This is a genomic window from Streptomyces longhuiensis (assembly GCF_020616555.1).
GTDB classification, from domain to species: Bacteria; Actinomycetota; Actinomycetes; order Streptomycetales; family Streptomycetaceae; genus Streptomyces; species Streptomyces longhuiensis.
This window is the reverse complement of record NZ_CP085173.1, coordinates 4,852,792-4,874,641: the sequence shown is the minus strand read 5'-3', so window position 1 is coordinate 4,874,641 and position 21,850 is coordinate 4,852,792. Positions and strand designations below refer to the sequence as shown.

The window sequence follows — 21,850 nt, the reverse complement described above, 5'->3', positions numbered from 1 at the left end:
ACACGCTGTAGTGACATGTCGACATGGATGGGGTGAATCGGTGCAGGAAAAGGGGGGTGTGGCGGGGAACTGACGTATTTCGGCGGGGAAGTGCCGGAAAAGGCACTCCACTCGTTCCGGTTACGCTTCGATCCTGTTTGCGGATCTGAGCCGCGCGAAGCTTCTGGCCAGCAGTCTTGACACATGCATCTGGGAAACGCCCAATTCCGCGCTGATCTGCGACTGCGTCAGATTGCTGTAGTAGCGCAGCAGCAGGATCCGTTGCTCACGCTCGGGCAGCTGAACGAGCAGATGCCGTACGAGATCGCGGTGTTCGACGCCGTCGAGCTCCGGGTCCTCGTAGCCGAGCCGGTCGAGCAGACCAGGCATCCCGTCGCCCTCCTGGGCCGCCTCCAGCGAGGTCGCGTGGTACGAGCGCCCGGCCTCGATGCAGGCCAGGACCTCGTCCTCGGCGATGCGCAGGCGCTCGGCGATCTCGGCGGTGGTGGGGGTGCGGCCGAACGCCGTGGTGAGGTCCTCGGTCGCGCCGGTCACCTGCACCCACAACTCGTGGAGCCGGCGCGGCACGTGGACCGTGCGCACGTTGTCGCGGAAGTAGCGCTTGATCTCGCCGACGACGGTCGGCATCGCGAACGTCGGGAACTGCACGCCCCGCTCGGGGTCGAAGCGGTCGATCGCGTTGATGAGCCCGATCGTGCCGACCTGGACGACGTCCTCCATCGGCTCGTTGCGGCTGCGGAAACGGGCCGCCGCGTACCGCACGAGCGGGAGGTTGGCCTCGATGAGGGCGGCGCGCACCCTGGTGTGCTCGGGAGTCCCCGGCAGCAGGTCCTTGAGCTGGGCGAAGAGGACCTGGGTGAGCGCACGGGTGTCGGCTCCCCGGCTCTTCGCGGGCGGTGCTTGAGGCGCTGTACTGGCCGGCACGGTCAACGCCACCTCTGTCTCCGTCAGCTCGTCCGTCAACTCATCCGTCAAAAGCGGTCATAGCATCACAAGACAGGTGCACTGTGTGCAAGCACCGCATAAGTACGTGTTGAAGGGCAAGTTGGGCCATAAGACACAGAAAGGCCCTTCACCGTTCCGGTGAAGGGCCGCTTTGCCGTGCGATTCGCTCAGAACTCGTAGTCCGCGATCACCCACGTGGCGAACTCGCGCCACTGCGCGACGCCCGCCTGGTGCGCCGGGTGCTCGATGTACCGCTTGAGCGCATCGGTGTCCTCGACCGCCGAGTTGATGGCGAAGTCGTACGCGATGGGGCGGTCGGTGATGTTCCAGTCGCACTCCCAGAACGTCAGCTCCGGGATCTGCCCGCCGAGTGCGCGGAAGGCCTTGACGCCCTCGACGACGCGAGGCTCGTCGCGCTCGACGCCCTCGTTGAGCTTGAAGAGGACCAGATGGCGGATCACGGGCACTCCTTGCAGACGCTTACGAGGTCGCTCAGTTCCCGCCGCCGTTGACGACCCAGGTCATGAAGTCGCCGATGCTCTGAGCAGCGGTAGAGACGCCCTCGAAGCCTATCTGGACGTAGTCCGCGGCCTTGGCCGGGTCGGTGATGATCACGTAGAGGACGAACACGACGACGACGAAGAGACCTATTTTTTTCGTCTGCACCACGCTCTGGCCTCCCCGTGCCCGTGTCCCGTGTGACCCCTGTTGCCGGGCGTGAGTGTATCCCGGACGTCTGTTCAGCCGGTTATCCGGTTTTTCCCGCCAACGGCCCGGCGGGCAGGGCGTTTTGCCCGATCGGTCTGCGTGCGGCTGGACATGGCCGGACATGCAGAACGCCCCTCTTCTCCGGTGACCCGGGGAAGAGGGGCGTTGTCAGCGGTAGCGGAGGGATTTGAACCCTCGGTGAGTTTCCCCACACTCGCTTTCGAGGCGAGCTCCTTCGGCCGCTCGGACACGCTACCGAGAGAGATCCTAGCCCAAGTTGGGCCGTGGTCTGAAATCCATATCCGGGAGACCCCTCACAGACCCGCTCCCAGGGCGTTCCGGGGGCCCGGTCAGCGGTCCCGGAAGAAGGACGTGAGCTCCTGGGCGCACTCGTCCGCGAGCACGCCCCCGATCACTTCGGGGCGGTGGTTGAGGCGCCGGTCGCGGACGACGTCCCACAGGGACCCGGCCGCCCCGGCCTTCTCGTCGCGCGCCCCGTAGACGACCCGGTCGACCCGGGACTGCACGAGGGCACCCGCGCACATCGTGCACGGCTCCAGGGTCACGACGAGCGTGCACCCCGTGAGCCGCCACTCCCCGAGCGCCGCGGCCGCCCGTCGGATCGCGAGCACCTCCGCGTGTGCGGTCGGGTCCCCGGTCGCCTCGCGCTCGTTGTGTCCCGAGGCGAGCACGGTCGTGCCGTCCGGAGCGAGCACGACGGCCCCCACGGGGACGTCACCGCCCTCGGCGGCGAGCCGCGCCTCCCGGACGGCGAGGCGCATGGCCTGCCGCCAGGGGGCGCGTACGGGGTCCGGTGCCTGCTCTGTGGTGCTCACGGGCGGAATGTAGCCGACCGCGGCCGGCACCGGCATCGTCGTGGAGGAATGGACAGATGATGGACGGGCGGGACCTATCGGACCGTTTCGAGGACCTCCGCCGCTCCCAGGACCTCGGCGATCTCGCTGAGGGCGTCGTTGGTGTCGAGGGCGAGGAGCTCCTTCTCGGAGACTCCGAGGTCGGCGAGGATCAGCCGGTCCCCGATCGGGCCCGGGGGCACGGCCTCGGCGGCGGCGCCCGCCGCGTCGTCGTCCCCGTCCTCGTCCTCGTCGGCCGGGTCGGGCTCGCCGTCCTCGGTCCCGTCGAGGTCCAGGGCGTCCAGCTCGTCCTGGTCGGGATCCTTTCCGAGCAGTTCGTCGGTGAGCAGGATCTCGCCGTACGAACTCCGGGCGGCCGCGGCCGCGTCGGAGACGTAGATACGAGGATCCTCCTCGCCGTCCACACGGACGACGCCGAACCAGGCGTCCTCCTGTTCGATGAAGACGAGCACTGTGTCGTCCTCGGCAGCGCCGGCCGAGGCTTCACGGGCCAGGTCGGTCAGATCCGACAGGGCCTCCACGTCGTCGAGCTCTGTATCGCTCGCTTCCCACCCGTCTTCGGTGCGCGCGAGCAGTGCGGCGAAGTACACCGTGACTCTCCCACTGGTCTCAGGTGTGCCGGTTGGAGTTCCCCCCGGCGGACTCGGGAGGCGGGGTGTGCAGTTCCGAGCCCCGCCCAATCGGAATCGTGGCAGAAACCATCGCTTCAGGAGAGGTCTTCCGCCCGCTGTGTTCGCGCGGCGTCACCAGCGGAACGTGCGCATGCGCATCTGCTGCCGCATTCGTGCCGCCCTGGCACGGCGTGGGCGGACCCGGTCACGCAGCTCGCGTGCCTCCCGGAGTTCCCGCAGGAACTGGGCGCGGCGCCGCAGGCGCTCGTCCTCGGTCCCCTCCCGCTCCGGGTCCTGTCCCCGGTCGTTCTGTCCCTCGTCCGGCATAGGCACACCACCCCAGTCCGCGATTTCCACGTTCCCTCCGATGGCGGGTTTGATGCCAGCACGGGGGCGGCCCGGACCCGGTTACTGTTGAGGACATGCGGATCCACGTCGTCGACCACCCGCTGGTGGCGCACAAACTCACCACGCTGCGCGACAAGCGCACCGACTCCCCGACCTTCCGGCGCCTCGCCGACGAGCTGGTCACCCTGCTCGCGTACGAGGCCACCAGGGACGTGCGCACCGAGCAGGTCGACATCGAGACCCCGGTCTCGCGCACGACCGGCGTGAAGCTCTCCTACCCGCGGCCCCTGGTCGTGCCGATCCTGCGGGCCGGTCTCGGCATGCTCGACGGCATGGTGCGGCTGCTGCCGACCGCCGAGGTGGGCTTCCTCGGCATGGTGCGCGACGAGGAGACGCTCCAGGCGTCCACGTACGCGACGCGCATGCCGGACGACCTGTCCGGGCGCCAGGTCTACGTCCTCGACCCGATGCTGGCCACCGGCGGCACGCTCGTCGCGGCGATCCAGGAGCTGATCAAGCGCGGCGCGGACGACGTGACGGCCGTGGTGCTGCTCGCCGCCCCCGAGGGCGTGGAGATCATGGAGCGCGAGCTCGCCGGCACGCCGGTGACGGTCGTGACGGCCTCGGTCGACGAGCGGCTCAACGAGAACGGGTACATCGTCCCGGGCCTCGGCGACGCGGGCGACCGGATGTACGGGGCGGCCGAGTAGCCACCCCGCACGGGACCCTCACGGGATCTCGGCCGTTCGATCCAGCAGTTCGGTTCAGCAGTTCAGCAGTGCTTCTTCGACGTGGCGGACGCCGGTGAGGGCTTGGCCAGCGCGGCCAGGGCCTTGTCGGCGTCCGCCTTCGTCGTGAGCTGCTTGAACGCGGTGCCGATGATCAGGTCGACCTCGGCCGGCTTGGCCCGGGTGTCGGTCTTCAGCTCGGCGCCGGAGAGCTGCGTGCCGAGGACCGGCAGCGCGGCGTCGGTGGCGTCCTTGGCGCCGAGCAGCAGCCCGGGGCCCTTGACCTTCTTGTCGTAGGCCTTCGTCGCGTTGCCCACGTCGCCGATGGTGAAGCCACGTTTCTTCAGTTCGTCCGCCGTCTGCTTGGCGAGACCGCTGCGGGGCGTGGCGTTGAAGACGTTGACCGTGACCTGGCCGGGCTTCGGCAGGATCTTCGGGCTCGCGGAGGGCGACGCGGAGGTCTTCGTCCGGCAGTCGCCGGTGGCGCCCGCGGCCGAGGCCCTGTCGCCGCCGCCGGTGAAGACGTCGATCAGCTGCAGAGTGCCCCAGCCGATCAGGCCGACCGCCACGACGGAGGCGACGACGGCGAGCACGATCCTGCTGCGCCCGCGGCTCCGGCGCATACGCGGATATTTGTCTCCCGTGATGCGGTACTTGCCGCCCATGCCGGGGGGAGTGAGCATGCTCATGGGCGCAGCGTAGTGCGCTGCGGCGGTGATTCCTACTAAATGATCATTGGCCCGCGCCAGGTACTACCCGAACGGGTCAACGCGAGCCCGCGGCCCGCCGCTCAGCCCAGTTCCAGGACGCGGGCGTGCAGCACCTGGCGCTGCTGGAGCGCGGCGCGCACGGCGCGGTGCAGGCCGTCCTCGAGGTAGAGATCGCCCTGCCACTTCACGACGTGCGCGAAGAGGTCGCCGTAGAACGTCGAGTCCTCGGCGAGGAGCGTCTCGAGGTCGAGCTGGCCCTTGGTCGTCACGAGCTGATCGAGGCGGACCGGGCGCGGCGCGACGTCCGCCCACTGCCGGGTGCTTTCCCGGCCGTGGTCGGGGTACGGCCGGCCGTTTCCGATGCGCTTGAAGATCACACGGAAAGCCTACCGGGCCCGGCTCTCCGGGCGCAGCCATGGAGACGGAGTGCGAGCCTGGGAAATGACGTCCTAAACAGGGGCAAACCGGGAACACTCAATCCGGGGACAGGGGCCAGAAATGAGTGACAGTGAGCCGATCCCGGCTGCGCCGGCGAATGCGGGGCCTTCTTCAGGGGTAGACGCGGGCGCCGGGTTGACGCCCGGAACCACCGCTCCCGAAACCGTCTCGACCGCCGCCGCCCTTCCCGCCCCCGCCCTGGAGATCGCCTCCGGGTACGCCTTCACCGGGCCCGCGCTCGATCTCGGCGCCCTCGTGTGGGACGGGCAGTGCCTGCCGGACGCGCAGATCCGGATTCCGCTGGGGATGCTCAACCGGCACGGCCTCGTCGCGGGCGCCACCGGCACCGGCAAGACCAAGACGCTCCAGCTCATCGCCGAGCAGCTGGCCGCGCAGGGCGTCCCCGTCTTCCTCGCCGACATCAAAGGCGATGTCTCCGGCATCTCCGCCCCGGGCGAGCCGGGCCACAGGGTGACGCAGCGGTCGGCCGAGGTCGGTCAGGAGTGGCGGGCGACCGGCTGTCCGAGCGAGTTCTACGCGCTCGGTGGCATCGGCCCCGGCATCCCTCTGCGGGCCACCATCACCGGCTTCGGCCCGGTCCTGCTCTCCAAGTGCCTCCAGCTCAACCAGACGCAGGAGCAGTCGCTCGGCCTGATCTTCCACTACGCGGACCAGAAGGGCCTCGAACTCGTCGACCTCAAGGACCTGCGCGCGGTCGTCACCTTCCTCACCTCCGACGAGGGCAAGCAGGAGCTGAAGACCATCGGTGGGCTCTCCACCACGACGGCGGGGGTGATCCTGCGCGCGCTGACCGCGTTCGAGCAGCAGGGCATGGGCGACTTCTTCGGCGAGCCCGAGTTCGACAGCAGTGAGCTGCTGCGCACGGCCCCGGACGGACGCGGCCTGGTCTCCGTACTCGAACTGCCCGCCGTGCAGGACAAGCCGCACCTTTTCTCGACGTTCCTGATGTGGCTGCTCGCGGATCTCTTCCAGGACCTTCCCGAGGTCGGCGATGTGGAGAAGCCGAAGCTGGTCTTCTTCTTCGACGAGGCGCATCTGCTCTTCAGCGGCGCGTCCAAGGCGTTCCTGGAGGCGATCACGCAGACGGTGCGGCTGATCCGGTCCAAGGGCGTGGGCGTGTTCTTCGTGACGCAGACGCCGAAGGACGTGCCGTCCGACGTCCTCGCCCAGCTCGGCAACCGCGTCCAGCACGCGCTGCGCGCCTTCACACCCGACGACCAGAAGGCGCTGAAGGCGACGGTCAGAACGTTCCCCCACTCGGCTTACGACCTGGAGGAGTTGCTGACCTCGCTCGGTACGGGCGAGGCCGTGGTCACCGTGCTGAGCGAGAAGGGCGCGCCGACGCCGGTCGCCGCGACCCGGCTGCGGGCGCCCGAGTCGCTGATGGGGCCCATCGACGCGGCCGCGCTCGACCGGGCGGTGAAGGAGTCGGTCCTCTACCCGCGCTACGCGAACGCCGTCGACCGTGAGTCCGCGTACGAGAAGCTGACGGCCCAGGAGGCCGAGACGCGGGCGCGCAAGGACGCCGAGGCCCAGGCCGCTCAGGCGGCGAAGGCCGAGAAGGCGGCGGCGCGGGGGGCCGGGGGACGCGGGAAGTCCAAGGAGGACGAGTCGGTCGTGGAACAGGTGGTGGGCAGCGGGATCTTCAAGTCGCTCGCCCGGTCGGTCGGTACGCAGCTGGGGCGGGAGATCTCGCGCTCGCTCTTCGGGACGCGGCGGAGGTAGGGGCCTCACGCCTCACGGATGGTCCCGGACCCGCGGGTGCGGGGCCGGGACCATCGCCGTGAGAGGTCAGGCGCGGTCCTGGGGGTCCGTGTCCTGGGCCTTGTCGTCGGTCGGTTGCTCGGGGTTCGGGGTCTCGTGCGGGGGATGCACGGCGTGTCCGTCGCGTACCGCTTCGGCGCGCAGGAGGGCGCGCAGGACCGCGTAAGGGTCGATGGGCATGAAGATGTCGTCCTTGTCGTGCGTGGGGGGTGAGCAGGCTCGGTCCGCCGGGAGGGCGGAGCCGTGCTGTCAGCAGCGCAGGACGACGCAGCGCAGGACGTTCAGGGAGTTGAGGGTGGCGCGGGGCGCGCGGGGGCGCGCGGGTGGCGCGGAAGGGCGCGCGCGGGGCACGGGGGTGGCGCGTTCGGCGGGGAGTCGCGTCGCGTGCGCCGTCGGCAGGCGCAGCGCGGTGTCGGGGGCGTCCTGGTGGAGCTCGCCGGGTTCGGTGGGGGTGGACGCGGCGTGCGCGGGCGCGGCCGCGGCGCACGGGACGGCGGACGCGGACGCCATGCCGAGGAGCGCGACGAGGACGAGCAGCGCCCGGGCCCACGCGGGCCGGCGCGCGGTGCGGCGGCCCGCGCCCGTGGGGGAGGCGTGCGTGCTCATCGACGTCAATGTCCCCCGGCGGCGCCCCGGAAACGATCAATGCAGACGAGATCCGCCCTCATGGGCTACGGGACGCGGCGTGTGCTGACGCGTCGCGGGTCCTACTTCCCTGCGGCCTTGGCCGCCTTCGCCGCCGCCTTCATCTCCTGCTTGTGCGCCCGCACCTTCGTGAGCGAGTCGGGTCCCGTGATGTCCGCGACCGACCGGAAGGACTTCGCCTCGCCGTACGCGCCCGCGGCCTCGCGCCAGCCCTTGGGGCGCACCCCGAGCTGCTTGCCGAGCAGGGCCAGGAAGATCTGGGCCTTCTGCGTGCCGAACCCGGGCAGGTCGTTGAGGCGCTTGAGCAGTTCCCTGCCGTCCTTGACGCCTTCCCAGACGGCGCTCGCGTCCCCGTCGTAGTGCTCGACGAGGTACTGGCACAGCTGCTGGATCCGCTTGGCCATGGAGCCGGGGTAGCGGTGCACGGCCGGCTTCGTGGACAGCAGCTCGGCGAAGGCCTCGGGGTCGTACGAGGCGATCTCGTGCGCGTCGAGATCGTCGGCGCCGAGGCGCTGGGCGATCGTGTGCGGGCCCGCGAACGCCCACTCCATGGGGACCTGCTGGTCGAGCAGCATGCCGACGAGCGCGGCCAGCGGGCTCCGGCCGAGGAGTGCGTCGGCGTCCGGCTCCTGGGCGAGGTGAAGAGTGACGTCCATGTGTCGATGATCGCGCGGCGTGGGCCCCGGCGCACCCCTTTCCGACTTAGGTTAGGCTGCCCTAATCTGGAAGGTACGTGAAGGTGGGGCGGGGAGAGCGTGAGCGTCGAGGTCTACCGGGACGAGTGGGGCATACCCCACCTCCGTGCCGACAGCGTGCGGGAGCTGGCCCACGCCCAGGGGCGCAACGCCGCCGCCGACCGGGCCTGGCAGATCGAGGTCGAGCGGCACCGCTCACAGGGCACGTCCGCCGCCTTCCTCGGCCAGGAGGCCGCCGGCTGGGACCGGTTCGCCCGGCAGGCCCGTATCGACGACACGGCCCGGCGCTGCTACCACGCGCTCGACGAGGAGACGCGCGGCTGGCTCGACGCGTACGTGGCCGGGGTCGACGCCGGACTGCGGGAAGTCGGCGGCGCCGCGCCGGAGTTCGTCCGCGCCGGCCTCGAACCGGGCCGCTGGCAGCCCTGGACGCCCCTCGGTGTCTGGCTCTCCACGCACATCCTCTTCGCCGGTTTCCCCGGCAAGCTGTGGCGCGACGAGGTCGTACGCCGCATCGGTCCCGGAGCCGTCGGCCTCTTCGCCACGGACGGCCCCGGCACCTCCGGCAGCAACGGCTGGCTCGTCACCGGCGACCGCACCGCCACCGGCGGCCCCCTGATCGCGGGCGACCCGCACCGCTACATCGAGGACCCGGGCGTCTACCAGCAGATACGGCTCGCCTGCCCGGAGTACGACGTCGTGGGCCTCGCCGTCCCCGGCGTGCCCGGCATCGGCCACTTCGGCCACACCGGCACCGTGGCCTGGGCGATCACCAACGCGATGGCGGACTACCAGGACCTGTACCGGGAGCGGCTGCGGCGGCTCCCGGACGGCGGCGTGGAGGCGCTCGGGCCCGACGGGTGGCGGCCCGCGTTCCGCAGCGTGGAGACCTTCGAGGTGGCGGGCGCGCGGCCGCAGGAGGTCGAGGTCGTCGAGACCGAGCGCGGGACGGTCGTCATCGGCGGTCCCGACGAGGGCGAGGGCATCGCGCTGCGCCAGCCGCCGCGCGTACGCGAGGACTTGGGGTTCGCCGCGCTGCCCGCCCTGCTCCGCGCGCGCACCGTCGCCGACGTGGACCGGGCCTTCGACCGCTGGGCCGAGCCCGTCAACGTCGTCCAGGCCGCCGACACCGAGGGCGGTCTCCTGCACCGGGTCGCGGGCGCCGTGCCCGAGCGCGACCCCGAGAACCTGCTGCGCGTCGTCCCCGCCCACGAGCCCCGGCACGCCTGGCGCGGCCTGCGCGAGCTGCCCCGCGAGCCGGTCGGCACCGTCGCGGTCATGGCGAACCAGCGGGGCCTGGCCGCGCCCCTCGGCATCGAGTTCGCGCCGCCGCACCGGGCGGACCGCATACGGGAGCTGCTCGACGCGCGGGACGTGTGGACGGCGCCCGGCATGGCCGCCGTCCACACCGACACCCGCCTCGCCTCCGCCCGTCCGCTGCTCGACCTCGTGGCCCGCCTCGACGGCCTCGGCCCCGATGCCGGGGCGCTGAGGAAGAGACTGCTCGCCTGGGACCGGCACATGGACGCGGGCAGCGTGGACGCCGCCGCGTACGCGCGAGTGCGGTCGGCGGTCGTACGCAAGCTGGCCGCGCACCCGGCGTTCGCGCCGCTCACGGGGATGGGGGAGGCGTACCCGGAGGTCTTCCGGCCGTGGCTGGCCCTCGCGCCGCGCATCGCGTACGCGCTGGAGACCTTGCTGACGACCGATCAATTCCCGGATGTCGACCGGGAGACGGTCGTCCGCGAGGCGGTCGAGGAAGTCGCCGGTGCCGCGGCGACCGGGGAGACCTGGGGCGACCGGCACCGGCTCGCCGCCTGGCGGGCGCTGCCCGACGGCGACGAGGTCTCTCCGGGCCTGCCCGGCGACCACGACTGCGTCCTGTCCACGTCGAGCGTCCCCGGCGTCACCGACCTCAGCGCCCGCGGCCCGGCCGCCCGCTACGTGTGGGACGTCGCCGACCGTGCGAACAGCCGGTGGGTCGTTCCGCTCGGCGCCTCCGGAATCCCCGGCTCCCCGCACCGCCGCGACCAGCTCCCCCTGTGGCTGCGGGGCGGCCTGGCCCCCGTGATCACCGACTGGAACCGCCTCACCAAGGAGACCCCGATGCGCGAGAGCGCCGTGTACGAGCAGACCGTCGAAGGGTTCGGCACCGTCCGCGTCGGCCCGGTCGACCCCGCCGCCGACCTCGACGTGATCCATGGCTGGGTGCGCGAGGAACGCGCCCGGTTCTGGGGCATGGAGGGCGCGAGCCGCGAGCAGGTGCGCGAGACGTACGAGCACCTCGACTCGCTCACCACACACCACGCCCACCTCGTCCGCCTCGACGGCGAACCCGTCGCGCTCTTCCAGACGTACGAGCCCGAGGCCGACCGGGTCAGCGAGTGCTACGAGGTCGAGGACGGCGACATCGGCGTGCACTTCCTGATCGCCCCGGCCGCCGGCGGAGCCGTCCGCGGCTTCACCGGAGCGCTCATGACCGTCCTCGTCGCGTACGCGCTCGAAGGGCACGGCAAGCGGCGGATCGTGGTCGAGCCCGACGCGCGCAACACGAAGGCGGTCGCGCTCCTGGAGCGCGCGGGCTTCGAACTCGGCCCCGAGATCGTGCTCCCGGAGATCGACCTGCCGGAGGTGTTCCTCCCGGAGAAGCGGGCCCGGATCGCGTTCCTCGAGCGCTGACGGTCCGGTCCGCAGGCTCAGCCCCGTACGAGCAGGATCACCGAGGCGGTGACGCCGACCACGACGATCACCGCGCGAAGGACCGCCGGGGGCAGCCTGCGGCCGAACTTCGCGCCGGTCAGGCCGCCCAGCGTGGAGCCGACGGCGATCACCGCGGCCGCCACCCAGTCGACGTCGGCGACGGCGATGAAGATGACCGCCGCGACCCCGTTCACGATCGAGGCCAGGACGTTCTTCGCCGCGTTGAGGCGCTGGAGGTCGTCCTGGAGGAAGCTGCCGAACATGCCCATGAGCAGCACGCCCTGCGCGGCGCCGAAGTAGCCGCCGTAGACGCCCGTCCCCAGCACCCCCAGCCACATGGGCACGCCGCCGTCGGTGCGCGTCGCCGTGGCCTGGCGCTCCTTCGACCAGCGGCTGAGCCGGGGCTGGAGCACGACGAGGACACAGGCGGCCAGGATGAGGACGGGCACCACCGAGGTGAACGCGTCGGCGGGCAGCTTCAGCAGCAGGAGCGCGCCCGTGAGCCCGCCGATCAGCGAGGCCGCACCGAAGCGGATCAGCCGCTTCCGCTGCCCCTTCAGCTCGCGCCGATAGCCGTACGCGGCGCTGAGCACGCCCGGTACGAGGCCGATGTTGTTCGACACGTTGGCGAGCACCGGCGGATAGCCGAACGCGAGGAGCGTAGGGAAGGTGATGAGCGTTCCGGAGCCGACCACCGCGTTGATCGCGCCGGCGGCGACACCGGCCGCTCCGACGGCCACTGCTTCAAGTGCATCCACGTCCGAGATCGTTTCGGAGCCCAAGACCCAAGTCAATCCTCGCCATTACTTGGCAAGACCCAAGCTCTGGCTTGGAAGGGCCCGCATGGCTACGTTGGCGCCGTGACCCTCGACGATCTCCGTGTCTACGTCGCCGTGTGCGCGGCGGGCAGCCTCAGCGCCGTCGCCCGCGACCTCTCCTGCACACAGTCGGCGGTGAGTCAGCACATCCGCCGCCTCGAACGGGAGGTGGGCGTCAGCCTCCTCGAACGGCACGCGCGCGGTGTCCTGCCGACCCCGGCGGGGCGCATCCTGCAGACCGCGGCCGCCGAGGGCATCGGCGGCATCGACGTCGCGCTGCGCCGCCTGCGCGACCTGGCCCGCGGCGAGAGCGGCGCGGTGCGCGTCACCACGGGCGCGACGACCGTGCGCCACTTCATGTCCGAGGCCATCGTCGGCTTCCGGCGCCGCCACCCCCAGGCGAGCCTGGAGTTCCAGACGGTCAGCTCCAGCCACAGCGCCTACGAGGCGCTCGCCGCGCACGACCTCGACCTCGCGTGGGTCACCATCGGAGCGCCGGAACGCGGCGTCGAGCAGCGCCCCGTCGTCGAACTCCCCTGGGTCCTCGCGGTGCGCCCCGACGATCCGCTGGCCGGCCGGACCCGGATCGGCCCCGACGACCTGGCCGCCGCCCACCTCATCAGGCCGCCCGAACAGTCCACGTCGCGCTCCCATCTCGACCGGCACCTCAGCGGGCTCGGGATCACCGGGTCGGCCGGGTCCGACGCGGGCGTCGCCGACTGGGCCACCGCCGTGCACCTCGCCGAACTGGGCCTCGGCCACGCCCTCGTCCCCGAACTGCCCGGCTGGCGCGACCCGGACCGCGCCGGCGGCCCGGTCCTCGTCCCCGTACCGGACCTGCCGCCCCTCGCCGTCGGCTGGGCGGTCCGGCGCTGGGCCACGCTCACCCCGCTGGCGAGGGCCTTCGCCGACCTGGTCGCGGAGCACTGCGGGAGGTAGGGGGGCTCCGCGCGCCTGTGGCGAGGGGCCGGTCCCCGGGAGACGCTGGAAGCATGACCACGACGTACGACCTGAACGCTCTCGCCGACAAGCACGTCGCCGCAGCCCGGACCTCCCCCCACGGCCGCAGCGCGCATCTCCTGCTCCGCGAGGAGACCCTCCGCCAGAGCGTGATCGCCCTGACGGCGGGCGAGGTCCTGGAGGAGCACAACGCGCCGCCCGCCGCGACGCTCCAGATCCTGCGGGGCGAGGTCGTGCTGACGGCGGACTCGGGCGATGTGACGCTCACGGAGGGGCGGCTCCACGCACTGCCGCAGGAACGGCACGGCCTGCGCGCGGTCACGGACGCGGCGGTGCTGCTGACGGCGGTCAACGACTGAGGGGCGCCCGCAGCCCCCGGACGGTTCGGCCGGCGCCGAACCGTTCCACGCCTAGCGTGGGCCGCATGGACTTCAAAGCCCTGCACCACGACGCCGACGGCCCTCTCCTCCTCCCCAATGCCTGGGACCACGCCTCCGCCGCCGCGCTCGCCGGGCAGGGGTTCGCCGCGATCGGTACGACGAGCCTCGGCGTGGCCGCCGCGGCCGGGCTCCCCGACGGCCACGCCGCCACCCGCGAGGAGACCCTGCGCCTGGCCCGCCGCCTGGGCGGGGGAGCGTTCCTGCTGTCCGTGGACGCGGAGGGCGGCTTCAGCGACGACCCGGCCGAGGTCGCCGGCCTCGCCCGTGAGCTGGCGCAGGCGGGTGCGGTGGGGATCAACCTGGAGGACGGCAGGGCCGACGGCACCCTCACCCCGGCCCCCGTCCACGCGGCGAAGGTCGCCGCGGTCAAGGCGGCCGTACCGGACCTGTTCGTCAACGCCCGCACGGACACGTACTGGCTCCCGGACCCGCGGATCGCGCCGGAGCCGGAGACCCGGCACCGGCTCGACGCCTACCGGCAGGCGGGCGCCGACGGCGTCTTCGTACCCGGCCTGACCGACCCGGCCGCGATCCGAGAACTCGTGGCGTACCTGCGCCCGTCCGGCATCCCCCTCAACATCCTCTACTCCCCCACAGGCCCCACCGTCCCCGAGCTCGCCGCCCTGGGCGTCCGCCGGGTCAGCCTCGGTTCGCTCCTGTTCCGCGTGGCACTCGGCGCCGCGGTCGCGGCGGCGCTCGACGTCCGGGCGGGCCGGTACGTCGCAGCCCCCGCGGCGCCGACGTACGGCGAGGTCCAGGAGCTGAGCGGCGGTGGGGACGCCGCGGAAATATGATGAATCCGGGGTTTTCCGTATCCGGAGCGGTCCATGACGCAGCGTCGTCCCAGCCAGTCCGAGAGCGCCGACGACCTGCTGACCAGGCTCGGCCGCCTTGCCGCACAGGCACGCGCCGGGGCGGAACTCCAGCACGCGCGGGTCGAACTGGCTGAAGCCCTCCAGCGCGAGCTGCTCCCCGCCTCCCTGCCCGCCCTGCCCGGACTGCGGACCGCCGCCGGATACTCGCCGGCCCGCCACGGACTGGACATCGGCGGGGACTGGTACGACGCCTTCGCCACCCCCGACGGCGCCCTCGGGTTCTCCATCGGGGACGTACAGGGCCACGACGTCGAGGCCGCCGCCTTCATGGGGCAGATCCGTATCGCCCTGCGTGCGGTGGCCGCCTTCGCCCCGGACCCCGGCGAGGCGCTCGCCCAGGCCAACGACCTGCTGCTGTCGATGCACCGCGATCTCTTCGCGACCTGCAGCTTTCTCCGCTTCGACCCGACGACCTGGGTGCTGGAGTCCGCCCGCGCGGGCCACGTCCCCGCCATCTGGGCCACGGTCGACGGCCGGTACGGCATCGCGGAGGACGAAGGCGGGCTGCCGCTGGGCATGCTGCCCGGGGCCGGTTACCCGGTCACCCGGCACCGCCTCTCGACGGCGGGCGCGTACGTCTTGGTCACCGACGGCGTGGTCGAAGGTCCCTCGTTCCCGATCGAGGCGGGCCTGGAGCGGGTGGCCCGGGTCGTCGCGGCCGGGGCGGGCGCCGAACCCGCGGACCTGGCCGCCGCGGTGATGAAGGTCGCCGACTGCACCGGCCACCAGGACGACTCCGCGGTCCTCGTCCTGCGCCACGACCCCCCACCGGACCCGCCACCGGCGGTCCTGCCCGGGTGACAGCAGGCCCCCGGCGGCGCGTGTCACGCTCCGCCACCGGAAGGTGGTGATTATGTGATCCAGTGGTGCGCACCGAGGAACTCCGACGCCTCTCCGAGGCCCTGCTGAGGGTCCTCGCCGTCGCCGCCGCCTACTACGCGACCGGACGGCTCGGCCTGTGGCAGCGGATCGTCCTCGAAGGCGCGGTCGTCACCCCGCTCTGGCTCCCGACGGGAGTCGCCGTCACCTGCCTGCTCTGGATGGGCCTGCGGATCTGGCCGGGCATCGCGCTCGGCGCCTTCCTGCTCATCCAGTCGATCGGCTCCTTCAGCCTGTCCGACCTCGGGATCGTCGCCGCGAACACCCTCGCTCCGGTGTGCGCCTACCTGCTGCTGCGCAAGGTCGGCTTCCGTATCGCGCTGGACCGGCTCCGGGACGGGGTCGCCCTGGTCTTCCTGGGCGCACTGCTGCCGATACTGCTCAGCGCCACCGTCGGTGCGTGCGTGCTGGCGCTGAGCGGCAAGCTGGCGTGGAGCGCGTTCTGGCCGGTGTGGGCGGCGTGGTGGGCCGGCGACGCGATGGGCGTACTCGTCGGCACCCCGCTGCTGATCGCGCTGAGCAGAGTCCGGCTCCCGTTGAACACCCACCGGTGGCCGGAGGTCGCGGCCCTGGTGGCCGCCGCCGTCGTCATCACACCCCTGGCCACGAGAAGCCCGCTGGCCCTTCTCTTCCTCGTCTTCCCGCTGCTCATGTGGGCTGCGCTGCGCTTCCAGCTCGCGGGGGCGGCGCCGTGCGTGCTGTTCGTGTCCGTACTGGGGATCTCGGCGGCCACCGACCACGTCGGCCCGTTCGCCAGCCACACCCTCTTCGAGGTCATGGTCAACCTCCAGGCACTCAACGGCTCGGCCGCGCTCAGCGCGCTCCTGCTCGCGGCGATGGTCACCGAGCAGAAGAGCGTCCGCCAGAAGATCGAGCAGGCGGTCAGCGACCTGACGGAAGTGGTGGAACACCTGGCGGCGCCACGGCGGGAGGAATGACGCAACCGGTCGGCCCGGGGCGACCGGGGTCGGCCGGGGTCAGCGGGGGTCGGCCGGGCCGGAGCGGTCTTCGGGGACCCGCCGGTGGTGCCTGCGGCTCCGTCTGCCGACTCCCGGCATGGGATCGCTGAAGGTGTGCGAGGCGATGCGCGCGTCGTGCCGGGCGTTGATCCGGTGGATGAGGCGCATGCCCAAGAGGGTCAGGAGAACGATGGCGCCGATGAGGATGATCGCCTCCATGGCCGTCACCTCCCGCTTTCCAGTGCTTCAACCGTAACTCCGGCCGCCGCCGGTCGTGGCCCGTGGCGACGCGCGTGGGCGCGGCTCCCGGGGTTACCGTGAAGCTACGACGGCATCGCGCCGGTCGACGCCCGCCCCGTCATCGGTACGGCCACACGGTGGGTGTCGGCCGTACGACCGAGGCGGGCGAACCACGATGGCTGAAACCGACACCCCCCACCAGCCCCCACTGCTTCTGCCGGACGCGGCCCAACAAGAGGCGAAACCCGCAACGGCCCCGCTGCGGCTGGAGACCACCCAGTCCCGCGAAGCGCTCCTCGACGGCGCATGGTGGCCCCGGTCCCACAACATCGAGGCCGAGCTGCCCACCCTGGTCACGGAGTTGACCTCACGTCTCGGCCCCATCGCACGGGTCGGACTCGACTCCGCCGCCTGGGAGGAACTCCCGACCCGGCTGATCATCGACGACCGAGTCGTACATCTCGACGCCCACGAGGTCGGCGACGGCACCGCCCTCGTCACCCGCGGCGACGGGGACTACTTCGTCCTGCTGGTCGTGCCTCCCGAGTCGGACCCCGCCGCGGCCCGCGCCGCGATGGCCCGCGCGGTCCGCGACGACAACATCACCGAGGCCGCACAACTCCTCGTCGCCGACCCCGACGAACCCTGACCGGGAAACGCCGTGCGCGCCCCGGTCAGGGGTGACGGGTCCCAAGGACGCAGAACTCGTTCCCCTCCGGGTCGGCGAGTGGGACCCAGCTCACATCGCCCTGCCCGACGTCGACGTGCCGGGCACCCAGGTCGAGCAGGCGGCGGACCTCTTCGTCCTGCTCCCTGTCGGTCGGGTTGACGTCGATGTGAAGCCTGTTCTTGACGCTCTTGCCCTCGGGCACGCGCGCGAAGGTCAACGCCGGCGGCACCGGGCCGGGGCGGTCCTTGCCTTCGGACCCCGCGGGCGGGCCGATGGTGACGACTCCGTCCTCCTCGTCGTGCACCTCGTAGCCCAGGACCGAGCACCAGAACCGTGCGAGGGCGGCGGGATCGGCACAGTCGATCGCAAGCTCGGTGAATTTACTGGTCATGCCAGGACCTCCCAGTCGGGTGTCCGGCTACGCAACCACAGAACGTCGAAGGGCCCCACCGTGAGGTGGGGCCCTTCGACGTATTGCCCGGTGAGAGCAATGGCGGAGGATACGAGATTCGAACTCGTGAGGGGTTGCCCCCAACACGCTTTCCAAGCGTGCGCCCTAGGCCACTAGGCGAATCCTCCGCCGCAAACAATACAAGACGTTGGGGGGTGCTCGCGAACATGATCCGGGGGCGGTGATCGGGCCGGGGACCGGGCTCGTGATTCGGGCCGGGCATCCGCTACTGTGGAGCCCAGCCCCTCACGTGGCGCTATCTGACTGAACTCCCCCAGGGCCGGAAGGCAGCAAGGGTAGGTCGGCTCTGGCGGGTGCGTGAGGGGCGTCTTGCGTTCCGGGGCGGTTCGCCCTCGGCGGCCGTGGTTGTCAGTGGGCGCCTATAACCTCGTATACGTGTCGTCTCTCGCGCTCTACCGCCGCTATCGCCCGGAGTCGTTCGCCGAGGTCATCGGGCAGGAACATGTGACCGACCCGCTGCAGCAGGCGCTGCGGAACAACCGGGTCAATCACGCGTACCTGTTCAGTGGCCCGCGCGGCTGCGGCAAGACGACGAGCGCGCGCATCCTCGCGCGGTGTCTGAACTGCGAGCAGGGGCCCACGCCGACGCCGTGCGGCGAGTGCCAGTCGTGCCGCGACCTGGCGAGGAACGGTCCGGGTTCGATCGACGTCATCGAGATCGACGCGGCTTCGCACGGTGGTGTCGACGACGCCCGTGACCTGCGCGAAAAGGCCTTCTTCGGGCCCGCGAGCAGCCGCTACAAGATCTACATCATCGACGAGGCCCACATGGTCACGTCGGCGGGGTTCAACGCCCTTCTGAAGGTCGTCGAGGAGCCCCCGGAGCACCTCAAGTTCATCTTCGCCACCACCGAGCCCGAGAAGGTCATCGGGACGATCCGGTCGCGTACGCACCACTACCCCTTCCGCCTCGTGCCGCCCGGGACGCTCCGGGACTACCTCGGAGAGGTCTGCGGCAAGGAGGACATCCCCGTCGCGGAGGGTGTGCTGCCGCTGGTGGTGCGCGCCGGCGCCGGTTCCGTGCGTGACTCCATGTCCGTCATGGACCAGCTGCTCGCCGCCGCGGCCGAGGACGGTGTGACGTATGCCATGGCGACGTCCCTCCTCGGCTACACGGACGGTTCGCTCCTCGACTCCGTCGTGGAGGCCTTCGCCTCGGGTGACGGCGCGGCCGCCTTCGAGGTCGTCGACCGCGTCATCGAGGGGGGCAACGACCCGCGCCGGTTCGTCGCCGACCTCCTGGAGCGGCTGCGGGACCTGGTGATCCTGGCCGCCGTCCCGGACGCGGCCGAGAAGGGCCTCATCGACGCCCCCGTGGACGTCGTCGAGCGGATGCAGGCCCAGGCCGGAGTCTTCGGCGGCGCCGAACTCAGCCGCGCCGCCGACCTGGTCAACGAGGGGCTCACGGAGATGCGGGGCGCCACCTCGCCCCGCCTCCAGCTCGAGCTGATCTGCGCGCGCGTGCTGCTGCCCGCCGCGTACGACGACGCCCGCTCCGTGATGGCCAGGCTCGACCGCCTGGAGCGCGGCGGCCACTTCGTACCCGCGGGACAGGGCTCCGGTCCTGCCATGGGGTACGTGCCCGCGCCCGACGCCCACCCCGGTGCGGCCGCGCAGGTCCCCGCGGGCGGCGGTCCCGCCGCTGCCAGGGCGGCGGTGCGAGGGCCCGGACCGGGCGGTGAGAGCGCGCCCGCGCCTGCTGCTCCGGCGCCCACTCCCGCTCCGGCGCCCACTCCTGCCCCGGCTCCCGCCGCTCAGGCCGCGCCCGCTCCGCAGGTGTCCGCGCCGCCCGCCGTTCCCGCCGAACCCGCGCCCGCGGCGCCGCCCGCCGGGGCCGCACCCGGCGCATGGCCCACCGCCGCCCCGGCCGGTGGCGGCAGGCGCCCCGGCGGGTGGCCCACGGCCGCGCCCAGCGGCGGAGGCGCTGGTGGAGGCGCCGGCGGAGGCCAGCCCTCCGCCGCGGCGCCCACGCCGCCTCCCGCCCAGCCCCAGCCGCAGGCACCCGCTCAGCCCCCCGCCGCGGCACCGCCCGCCGCCGGTGGGCTCGACCCGCGCAGCCTGTGGCCGAACATCCTCGAAGTGGTCAAGAACAAGCGCCGTTTCACCTGGATCCTGCTCAGCCAGAACGCGCAGGTGACCGGCTTCGACGGCACGACGCTCCAGCTCGGGTTCCTGAACGCCGGAGCCCGGGACAACTTCGCGAGCAGCGGCAGTGAAGACGTCCTGCGGACGGCGCTGGCCGAGCAGTTCGGCGTCCACTGGAAGGTCGAGGCGGTCGTCGACCCCTCGGGCGGCGGCGGTGGTGGCGGCCAGGCACCGCCTCCCGCCCCGGGCGGCGGCTATCCGGGCCACGGCGGCGGTGGCGCTCCCGCGGCCCCGGCCTCTCCGCGCCCGCCGGCCCCGCAGGCCCAGGCCCCGGCCGCGCCGAGACCCCCGGACCGGTCCGCGCCGCAGGCGTCCGCCCCGGCTCCGGCCCCCGCGCCGAGACCGGCCGCTCAGGAGCCGCCCCCGGTCTCCATCGAGGACGACATCCCGGCGGACGACGACCCCGACCTCGACGAGTCGGTCCTGTCCGGCCACGACCTGATCGTCCGCGAGCTCGGCGCGACGGTCGTCGAGGAGTTCACGAACGAGTAGGCGGCGGCAGCAGGGGCCGGGCGGCCATGCCTACGCAGAGCAGATGCGCACCCACTGAGCCGGGCCCTCCCGCGCCCGGAAGCCGCCGGAAAGCCGCTGACCAGGGCCCGCACGCCGTCTCATGGAGAAACGCACGAACCCCCGCCGCCCCCGCGCTCGGCGGCCCGTACAAGAGCACACCGGCCCGCCGCCTATGCTGGCTGGCGTGAAGGTCCTTGTCATCGGCAGCGGCGCCCGCGAACACGCCCTGTGCCGCTCACTGTCCCTCGACCCCGACGTCACCGCGCTGCACTGCGCGCCCGGCAACGCAGGAATCGCCGAGGTCGCCGAGCTGCACCCGGTCGACGCCCTCGACGGCGCCGCCGTGGCCCGGCTGGCCGGTGAGCTGGCCGCGGACCTCGTCGTGGTCGGCCCGGAGGCACCCCTTGTCGCAGGGGTCGCCGACGCCGTACGCGCCGCGGGCATCCCCTGCTTCGGCCCCTCCGGGGAAGCCGCACAGCTGGAGGGTTCCAAGGCGTTCGCCAAGGACGTGATGGCGGGGGCCGGCGTGCCGACCGCCCGCTCGTACGTCTGCACCACCCCGGACGAGGTCGACGAGGCGCTCGACGCCTTCGGCGCCCCGTACGTGGTCAAGGACGACGGGCTCGCGGCCGGCAAGGGCGTCGTCGTGACCGACGACCTCGAGGCCGCCCGCGCGCACGCCAACGCCTGTGACCGCGTCGTCATCGAGGAGTTCCTCGACGGCCCCGAGGTCTCGCTCTTCGCGATCACCGACGGCGTGACCGTCGTCCCGCTCAAGCCCGCGCAGGACTTCAAGCGCGCGCTCGACGGCGACGCGGGCCCCAACACCGGCGGAATGGGTGCCTATTCGCCGCTGCCGTGGGCCGACCCCAAGCTCGTCGACGAGGTCATGGAGACGGTCCTCCAGCCGACCGTCGACGAACTGCGCCGCCGTGGCACGGCCTTCTCGGGTCTGCTGTACGCGGGGCTCGCGATCACCTCGCGCGGCGTACGGGTCATCGAGTTCAACGCACGGTTCGGCGACCCGGAGACCCAGGTCGTCCTGGCCCGCCTCAAGACCCCGCTCGCGGGCGTCCTCCTCGCCTCGGCCAACGGCACGCTCGCTGACCTGCCGCCCCTGCGCTGGAGCGACGAGGCGGCCGTGACCGTGGTCGTGGCCTCCCACAACTACCCGGAGACGCCGCGCACCGGCGACCCGATCACCGGGCTCGCCGACGTGGCCGCGCAGGATGCGCCCCACGCGTACGTCCTGCACGCCGGGACGAAGCGGGACGGGGACGCCGTCGTCAGCGCCGGCGGCCGCGTGCTCTCGGTGACCGCGACCGGCTCGGACCTCACGCAGGCCCGCGAACGCGCGTACGCGGCGCTGTCGCGCATCGGCCTCGACGGCTCGCAGCACCGCACCGACATCGCGGCGAAGGCGGCCGCGGAGGCCTGACCGGAAGCCTCACCTGTGTGAACCTCAGGCCCTTGATCCGAAGCGGATCAGGGGCCTGAATGTCATCCACCTCTACCCAAAGCCATTCCATCGAGTGACCGCTCGTCCATCCGGCTGACGATGCCTTGCGCCCCAACTAGGGTGCGGCGCATGCGTTCCGGCACTTGGCCCACCGGCATTGCGATGTCAGTGACGGGTGCCACAGTGGGGGAGTGGACAACGCCATGGGTGCAGGCAACATAGGCAGCAGGGG

General features: G+C 72.1%; 25 protein-coding genes, 2 tRNA genes and 1 other RNA gene. 12 read left to right on the top strand and 16 right to left on the bottom strand.

Features of this window, described 5'->3' with window-relative positions:
• Positions 1–120: 120 nt before the first annotated feature.
• The 7 genes from LGI35_RS22605 to LGI35_RS22575 all read right to left on the bottom strand — a co-directional run bounded on the left by LGI35_RS22605 (position 121) and on the right by LGI35_RS22575 (position 3,466).
• Positions 121–936, bottom strand: coding sequence for an RNA polymerase sigma factor SigF (locus LGI35_RS22605; RefSeq protein ID WP_116513552.1), 816 nt, complete (start codon positions 934–936; stop codon positions 121–123).
• Positions 937–1,112: 176 nt separating this feature from the next.
• Positions 1,113–1,406 carry a Dabb family protein gene (locus LGI35_RS22600; RefSeq protein ID WP_116512179.1) on the bottom strand — a complete coding sequence of 98 codons (294 nt, stop codon included), beginning with the start codon at positions 1,404–1,406 and terminating at the stop codon, positions 1,113–1,115.
• Between the two features lie 31 nt (positions 1,407–1,437).
• Positions 1,438–1,614, bottom strand: coding sequence for a hypothetical protein (locus LGI35_RS22595; protein ID WP_116512180.1), 177 nt, complete (start codon positions 1,612–1,614; stop codon positions 1,438–1,440).
• Positions 1,615–1,825: 211 nt separating this feature from the next.
• Positions 1,826–1,910: transfer RNA gene (locus LGI35_RS22590), tRNA-Ser, on the bottom strand.
• 93 nt (positions 1,911–2,003) lie between these two features.
• Entirely contained in the window at positions 2,004–2,525 is a 522-nt protein-coding gene (gene tadA / locus LGI35_RS22585) for a tRNA adenosine(34) deaminase TadA (protein ID WP_227295861.1), read from the bottom strand.
• 38 nt (positions 2,526–2,563) lie between these two features.
• Positions 2,564–3,118, bottom strand: coding sequence for a tRNA adenosine deaminase-associated protein (locus LGI35_RS22580; RefSeq protein ID WP_227295860.1), 555 nt, complete (start codon positions 3,116–3,118; stop codon positions 2,564–2,566).
• Between the two features lie 153 nt (positions 3,119–3,271).
• Entirely contained in the window at positions 3,272–3,466 is a 195-nt protein-coding gene (locus tag LGI35_RS22575; RefSeq protein WP_227295859.1) for a hypothetical protein, read from the bottom strand.
• Between the two features lie 95 nt (positions 3,467–3,561).
• Here LGI35_RS22575 and upp point away from each other — a divergent pair, with 95 nt between their 5' ends.
• Positions 3,562–4,197 carry a uracil phosphoribosyltransferase gene (gene upp, locus LGI35_RS22570; protein ID WP_227295858.1) on the top strand — a complete coding sequence of 212 codons (636 nt, stop codon included), beginning with the start codon at positions 3,562–3,564 and terminating at the stop codon, positions 4,195–4,197.
• A 62-nt stretch (positions 4,198–4,259) separates the two neighbouring features.
• Here the strand turns inward: upp and LGI35_RS22565 are convergent, their stop codons facing one another.
• Both LGI35_RS22565 and LGI35_RS22560 read right to left on the bottom strand, forming a co-directional pair.
• On the bottom strand, positions 4,260–4,904 hold the full coding sequence (locus LGI35_RS22565) for a LytR C-terminal domain-containing protein (protein WP_227295857.1): 645 nt from the start codon (positions 4,902–4,904) through the stop codon (positions 4,260–4,262).
• Between the two features lie 101 nt (positions 4,905–5,005).
• Positions 5,006–5,302 carry a type II toxin-antitoxin system VapB family antitoxin gene (locus tag LGI35_RS22560; protein WP_003955420.1) on the bottom strand — a complete coding sequence of 99 codons (297 nt, stop codon included), beginning with the start codon at positions 5,300–5,302 and terminating at the stop codon, positions 5,006–5,008.
• A gap of 121 nt (positions 5,303–5,423) precedes the next feature.
• Between LGI35_RS22560 and LGI35_RS22555 the strand changes: the two genes are divergently transcribed.
• Complete coding sequence (locus LGI35_RS22555; protein ID WP_227295856.1) at positions 5,424–7,109, top strand: helicase HerA-like domain-containing protein; 1,686 nt, start codon at positions 5,424–5,426, stop codon at positions 7,107–7,109.
• A 66-nt stretch (positions 7,110–7,175) separates the two neighbouring features.
• Here LGI35_RS22555 and LGI35_RS22550 read toward each other — a convergent pair whose 3' ends face one another.
• The 3 genes from LGI35_RS22550 to LGI35_RS22540 all read right to left on the bottom strand — a co-directional run bounded on the left by LGI35_RS22550 (position 7,176) and on the right by LGI35_RS22540 (position 8,449).
• Positions 7,176–7,328, bottom strand: coding sequence for a hypothetical protein (locus tag LGI35_RS22550; RefSeq protein ID WP_227295855.1), 153 nt, complete (start codon positions 7,326–7,328; stop codon positions 7,176–7,178).
• Positions 7,329–7,397: 69 nt separating this feature from the next.
• Positions 7,398–7,754 carry a hypothetical protein gene (locus tag LGI35_RS22545; protein ID WP_227295854.1) on the bottom strand — a complete coding sequence of 119 codons (357 nt, stop codon included), beginning with the start codon at positions 7,752–7,754 and terminating at the stop codon, positions 7,398–7,400.
• A gap of 101 nt (positions 7,755–7,855) precedes the next feature.
• Entirely contained in the window at positions 7,856–8,449 is a 594-nt protein-coding gene (locus tag LGI35_RS22540) for an HhH-GPD-type base excision DNA repair protein (RefSeq protein ID WP_227295853.1), read from the bottom strand.
• A 99-nt stretch (positions 8,450–8,548) separates the two neighbouring features.
• Here LGI35_RS22540 and LGI35_RS22535 point away from each other — a divergent pair, with 99 nt between their 5' ends.
• Positions 8,549–11,167, top strand: a complete 2,619-nt coding sequence (locus LGI35_RS22535) for a GNAT family N-acetyltransferase (RefSeq protein WP_227295852.1) — start codon at positions 8,549–8,551, stop codon at positions 11,165–11,167.
• 17 nt (positions 11,168–11,184) lie between these two features.
• Here the strand turns inward: LGI35_RS22535 and LGI35_RS22530 are convergent, their stop codons facing one another.
• Positions 11,185–11,946, bottom strand: a complete 762-nt coding sequence (locus tag LGI35_RS22530) for a sulfite exporter TauE/SafE family protein (protein WP_227295851.1) — start codon at positions 11,944–11,946, stop codon at positions 11,185–11,187.
• 102 nt (positions 11,947–12,048) lie between these two features.
• On the opposite strand from LGI35_RS22530, the gene LGI35_RS22525 reads away from it, so the two are divergent.
• From LGI35_RS22525 to LGI35_RS22505, 5 genes are all read left to right on the top strand, one after another.
• Positions 12,049–12,945 (top strand): LysR family transcriptional regulator, encoded by an 897-nt coding sequence (locus LGI35_RS22525; protein WP_227295849.1) that lies wholly within the window; start codon positions 12,049–12,051, stop codon positions 12,943–12,945.
• A gap of 53 nt (positions 12,946–12,998) precedes the next feature.
• Positions 12,999–13,325, top strand: a complete 327-nt coding sequence (locus LGI35_RS22520) for a cupin domain-containing protein (protein ID WP_227295847.1) — start codon at positions 12,999–13,001, stop codon at positions 13,323–13,325.
• A 65-nt stretch (positions 13,326–13,390) separates the two neighbouring features.
• A complete protein-coding gene (locus LGI35_RS22515; protein WP_227295845.1) occupies positions 13,391–14,200 on the top strand; it encodes an isocitrate lyase/PEP mutase family protein in 810 nt (269 codons plus the stop codon).
• A gap of 33 nt (positions 14,201–14,233) precedes the next feature.
• Positions 14,234–15,082 (top strand): PP2C family protein-serine/threonine phosphatase, encoded by an 849-nt coding sequence (locus LGI35_RS22510; protein WP_227295843.1) that lies wholly within the window; start codon positions 14,234–14,236, stop codon positions 15,080–15,082.
• A 62-nt stretch (positions 15,083–15,144) separates the two neighbouring features.
• Positions 15,145–16,098, top strand: coding sequence for an MASE1 domain-containing protein (locus tag LGI35_RS22505; protein ID WP_227295842.1), 954 nt, complete (start codon positions 15,145–15,147; stop codon positions 16,096–16,098).
• 39 nt (positions 16,099–16,137) lie between these two features.
• Here LGI35_RS22505 and LGI35_RS22500 read toward each other — a convergent pair whose 3' ends face one another.
• Positions 16,138–16,338: a hypothetical protein gene (locus LGI35_RS22500; protein ID WP_227295840.1), complete on the bottom strand. Its 201-nt coding sequence runs from the start codon at positions 16,336–16,338 to the stop codon at positions 16,138–16,140.
• Between the two features lie 196 nt (positions 16,339–16,534).
• Between LGI35_RS22500 and LGI35_RS22495 the strand changes: the two genes are divergently transcribed.
• Positions 16,535–17,008, top strand: a complete 474-nt coding sequence (locus LGI35_RS22495) for a DUF5994 family protein (protein WP_227295838.1) — start codon at positions 16,535–16,537, stop codon at positions 17,006–17,008.
• Positions 17,009–17,033: 25 nt separating this feature from the next.
• Here LGI35_RS22495 and LGI35_RS22490 read toward each other — a convergent pair whose 3' ends face one another.
• Both LGI35_RS22490 and LGI35_RS22485 read right to left on the bottom strand, forming a co-directional pair.
• Entirely contained in the window at positions 17,034–17,420 is a 387-nt protein-coding gene (locus LGI35_RS22490; RefSeq protein ID WP_227295837.1) for a VOC family protein, read from the bottom strand.
• A gap of 100 nt (positions 17,421–17,520) precedes the next feature.
• Positions 17,521–17,608: transfer RNA gene (locus LGI35_RS22485), tRNA-Ser, on the bottom strand.
• 110 nt (positions 17,609–17,718) lie between these two features.
• On the opposite strand from LGI35_RS22485, the gene ffs reads away from it, so the two are divergent.
• The 3 genes from ffs to purD all read left to right on the top strand — a co-directional run bounded on the left by ffs (position 17,719) and on the right by purD (position 21,597).
• An RNA gene (gene ffs, locus LGI35_RS22480) (signal recognition particle sRNA small type) lies at positions 17,719–17,813 on the top strand.
• Positions 17,814–17,876: 63 nt separating this feature from the next.
• Positions 17,877–20,138 carry a DNA polymerase III subunit gamma and tau gene (locus LGI35_RS22475; RefSeq protein ID WP_227295834.1) on the top strand — a complete coding sequence of 754 codons (2,262 nt, stop codon included), beginning with the start codon at positions 17,877–17,879 and terminating at the stop codon, positions 20,136–20,138.
• Between the two features lie 205 nt (positions 20,139–20,343).
• Complete coding sequence (purD, locus tag LGI35_RS22470) at positions 20,344–21,597, top strand: phosphoribosylamine--glycine ligase (protein ID WP_227295832.1); 1,254 nt, start codon at positions 20,344–20,346, stop codon at positions 21,595–21,597.
• The last annotated feature ends 253 nt before the right edge of the window (positions 21,598–21,850 follow it).

What these genes read in the sequence shown, in the direction of transcription:
- LGI35_RS22490 (WP_227295837.1), bottom strand. Translation starts at nt 17,420, where the DNA reads ATGACCAGTAAATTCACCGAGCTTGCGATCGACTGTGCCGATCCCGCC.
- upp (WP_227295858.1), top strand. Translation starts at nt 3,562, where the DNA reads ATGCGGATCCACGTCGTCGACCACCCGCTGGTGGCGCACAAACTCACC.
- LGI35_RS22540 (WP_227295853.1), bottom strand. Translation starts at nt 8,449, where the DNA reads ATGGACGTCACTCTTCACCTCGCCCAGGAGCCGGACGCCGACGCACTC.
- LGI35_RS22510 (WP_227295843.1), top strand. Translation starts at nt 14,234, where the DNA reads ATGACGCAGCGTCGTCCCAGCCAGTCCGAGAGCGCCGACGACCTGCTG.
- LGI35_RS22565 (WP_227295857.1), bottom strand. Translation starts at nt 4,904, where the DNA reads ATGAGCATGCTCACTCCCCCCGGCATGGGCGGCAAGTACCGCATCACG.
- LGI35_RS22545 (WP_227295854.1), bottom strand. Translation starts at nt 7,754, where the DNA reads ATGAGCACGCACGCCTCCCCCACGGGCGCGGGCCGCCGCACCGCGCGC.
- LGI35_RS22550 (WP_227295855.1), bottom strand. Translation starts at nt 7,328, where the DNA reads ATGCCCATCGACCCTTACGCGGTCCTGCGCGCCCTCCTGCGCGCCGAA.
- tadA (WP_227295861.1), bottom strand. Translation starts at nt 2,525, where the DNA reads ATGCCGGTGCCGGCCGCGGTCGGCTACATTCCGCCCGTGAGCACCACA.
- LGI35_RS22495 (WP_227295838.1), top strand. Translation starts at nt 16,535, where the DNA reads ATGGCTGAAACCGACACCCCCCACCAGCCCCCACTGCTTCTGCCGGAC.
- LGI35_RS22500 (WP_227295840.1), bottom strand. Translation starts at nt 16,338, where the DNA reads ATGGAGGCGATCATCCTCATCGGCGCCATCGTTCTCCTGACCCTCTTG.
- LGI35_RS22575 (WP_227295859.1), bottom strand. Translation starts at nt 3,466, where the DNA reads ATGCCGGACGAGGGACAGAACGACCGGGGACAGGACCCGGAGCGGGAG.
- LGI35_RS22520 (WP_227295847.1), top strand. Translation starts at nt 12,999, where the DNA reads ATGACCACGACGTACGACCTGAACGCTCTCGCCGACAAGCACGTCGCC.
- LGI35_RS22515 (WP_227295845.1), top strand. Translation starts at nt 13,391, where the DNA reads ATGGACTTCAAAGCCCTGCACCACGACGCCGACGGCCCTCTCCTCCTC.
- LGI35_RS22555 (WP_227295856.1), top strand. Translation starts at nt 5,424, where the DNA reads ATGAGTGACAGTGAGCCGATCCCGGCTGCGCCGGCGAATGCGGGGCCT.